Origin of the sequence: Mycetohabitans sp. B2, assembly GCF_021733735.1 — a bacterium.
GTDB classification, from domain to species: Bacteria; Pseudomonadota; Gammaproteobacteria; order Burkholderiales; family Burkholderiaceae; genus Mycetohabitans; species Mycetohabitans rhizoxinica.
In genome coordinates this window covers 1-3,049 of the sequence record NZ_JAHKSP010000051.1, presented here as the reverse complement: position 1 = coordinate 3,049, position 3,049 = coordinate 1, and the positions used below count along the sequence as shown (strand labels likewise).

Sequence of the window (3,049 nt, the reverse complement as noted above, 5' to 3'; positions counted from 1 at the left end):
TGGAGAAGGCGCACATCACCGCCAACATTGAAACGGCAAAGGTGAACGCCGCCGACCGCGCCAATGCTCGGCAGAGGGCACTAACTGCACAAGACTGTACCCCGAGTAACCTCGCTTATCTATATACAGGTGCCCTGTTTTTGGTAATTGGCGCACACTTCTGGCTATTATTTTCCCGTATAACGGTTGAACCGCTCGCCTTTGGCGTGCTTGGCAATATTGAGGGCGTGCTCATATCAATGGTCTTGGGCGCCAAGGAGTTCTTTCTCGGCTCGTCATCCACGGCGAAAAAGCAGGCCGCCGTGATTACCAGCTTCGCGACCGATCCGGACACTTATGCTGCGACTCAAGCGCTCAATCCTATGGTAACGCGCACCGGGGCGACATTGCCGTCTTTAGCCAAAGGCAAACCCTAGAATGTTTTATGTTTATGATCAACAAATTCATTTTCATAAAACCTATAACAATATCAGTTAGGATAAGGCGTTGATCTGCCTAAAAGAAAAATTATAAAAATATTTGCATTCTCATTCTTGAGGGATTTTTTATATTTCCTCGATTTATTTTGCAAGTTCTTTGTTGAAGGAGAAACTCATGAGTTTCTGGCATATTTTGACTGATGGGCGTAAACGCCCTCCGTTGCTCAGTGCTCGCGTGTTGGGACTCACCAACTCCAATGCTTCAATCGCCAAGGGCAGAAAAGCCGCTTATCGGGGAATCATTGGGCTCCACCTATTAGAGATCGGGAGAAAGTGACATGCACAGCTATCTCAAACAGCAAAGCCATATGCAAAGCTATCTCAAACAGGATGGTCATATGCAAAGTTATCTCGAAATGCGGAAGAAGCCGTACTTTGACGATTTGGCAAATATCCGGCCAGGGGGACTGACGCCGGCGCAGGTTTGCCAAGCATACCAGTTTGCCAAAGTCCAGCCAGTACGCCCGGTGAAGTTGGGAATTGCTTCGTTTGGTGGACACTATTGTCCTTCAGACATGAGCAAAGCCTTTACCGGCTATGGGTTGCCTCAGCCAGTTGTAAGTACGGCAGGACCACAAGTGCTGAAGCGCCGTCCGACAGTCGAGAACATGCTGGACATCGAAATTGCTGGCGCGGCCTGGGCTTACGCGACCGGGACGGCCGCGACCCTCTTGATGCAGTTCGAGCCCAATAACGAAGCCGGCATGCCCAATGCGATCAACGCGCTTGTCGCGGCCGGTTGCGAGGTCATCTCGATTTCCTGGGGGTCGCCCGCTAATCTCCAGACGATGGAGGCTGTTGCCGCTCGCAAGGAGGCCTGCAAGCAGGCAGCGGTGCAAAATGTCCATGTCTTCGCCGCGTCAGGCGACAATAGTCTTAATGATACGACAAACGCTCGCACACCTGATGATCCCTGCTGCGATCCCAACGTCTGGGGTGTGGGCGGAACCCGCCTGGTGCTCCAAGCGGATGGCTCGATCGCGCAGGAATTAGCGTGGGGCGATGGCAATGCCGCCGGTGAGGGAGGGGGCGGTGGATTTGATCCGTGTCAACCGCTGCCAGACTACCAAGTGGGCGTTGTCCACAGCGAGCATCGTGGCAGCCCTGACAGTTCAGCCAACGCCGACCCCGAGTCGGGCTATGCAATCGTCGCCAATGGACAATGGCAGATTGTCGGAGGGACTTCGGCGTCAGCCCCACTGACTGCCGGCTATGTTGCGGCCATCCTTTCAACCTTGCCCGGACCGATCAGCCAAAGCGTTCTCCAGCGCAAGCTCTATACGGCGCATAAGACAGCGTTCCGCGATATCTTGCTTGGAAGTAATGGCGCGCCGGCGCGGCCTGGTTGGGAGGAGGCGACTGGCCTTGGCTCCATTAATGGACCCGGACTGGCGGCTGCTCTGCAAAACTAAACGTCAGTCGAGTGCCAAGCCCGGTGCGGGGGAGGTTTGAAGGCTATATCAGTCGGTCACACTTGTTGGATGCTGCAGGTGAGCCGCTCTGGCCATTACGCGCATCGGCGATGCCGAGCCTAGTGTCGCCCGTGTGCAGCAACAGGTCTAAGTGAACACGGCGTTCGTGCCAGCGGCAGCAGCTATGGCAGCCGCTCAGTAAGGTACGCGCTGCGAGACCAAAGGTTGCGCATTGAGCGCTACCGGGCACGTACGCGCTTGCGCGCAAGTTGGAAGGGCAAGTTCGTTTAGACCACGGACAGCAAGCACGCACTGCCGATCGCGGAAAACGTGGTGAACCGGCAATTCCGCGCCTGGGCGGATGCGGCACTCGGAGAAGCGGAATTTGTAGTCCCGGGGCATGCTCTTTGTCTACCTCGAGAGGAAGTGAGCCGAAACGACGGTGATTTGCCGACACCGGCAAGGTGATGTAGTCCGTGGAAAACAAGGTTTGTGGCGAAGCGATTACGCCAAGTTAAGCCTCCAGACTGAACATGAGACGGTTGAGGAACACGAACCTATTAAACCGCATTTAAGGTTACAATGTCACCCTTGTCTACACCCGCTTTATGAGCAGGACGCGAACTGCTGCAGATCACATGTATAGCTCAGCGGTACGAATGCCGACTGAATATTCTATTTTGTTATTTTCTGGGTAAACTGGTGTATCGACCACTCAAACTTATCCAAAAATCTTCATGGTTTGTCCTTTTCTGATAATGGCAATTGGCAATGCTGTTTATTTGCTGTCCACCATAGGATTGAGCGCTTGAGTCGCAGCATAAGTGTCCGGATCGGTCGCGAAGCTGGTAATCACGGCGTCCTGCTTTTTCGCCATTGAAGACGAACCGAGGAAGAATTCCCTTGCGCTCAAGACCATCACAATCAGTACGCCCTCAATATTGCCAAGCACGCCAAAAGCAAACTCTTTGACCTCTATGTGAAAAAACAACAAACAGAAGTGCGCGCTAATCAACAAAAATAAGGCACCTGTATATAGATAAGCGAGGTTACGTGGGGTGCGATCTTCTGCAGTCAAGGCCCTCTGCCGAGCATTAGCGCGGTCGGCGGCGTTCACCTTTGCCGTTTCAATGTTGGCGGTGATGTGCGCCTTCTCCA

The 3,049-nt window shown here is 53.6% G+C and carries 1 protein-coding gene and 2 pseudogenes; 2 read left to right on the top strand and 1 reads right to left on the bottom strand.

Annotation, left to right across the window (positions count from 1 at the left end; all coding sequences use genetic code 11):
- Nucleotides 1-416, top strand: a pseudogene (locus KPG66_RS13430) (hypothetical protein); the annotation flags it as partial.
- A gap of 341 nt (nt 417-757) precedes the next feature.
- A complete protein-coding gene (locus tag KPG66_RS13425) occupies nt 758-1,891 on the top strand; it encodes a S53 family peptidase (RefSeq protein ID WP_237071160.1) in 1,134 nt (377 codons plus the stop codon).
- A 778-nt stretch (nt 1,892-2,669) separates the two neighbouring features.
- On the opposite strand, the pseudogene KPG66_RS13420 reads toward KPG66_RS13425, so the two are convergent.
- Nucleotides 2,670-3,049, bottom strand: a pseudogene (locus KPG66_RS13420) (hypothetical protein); the annotation flags it as partial.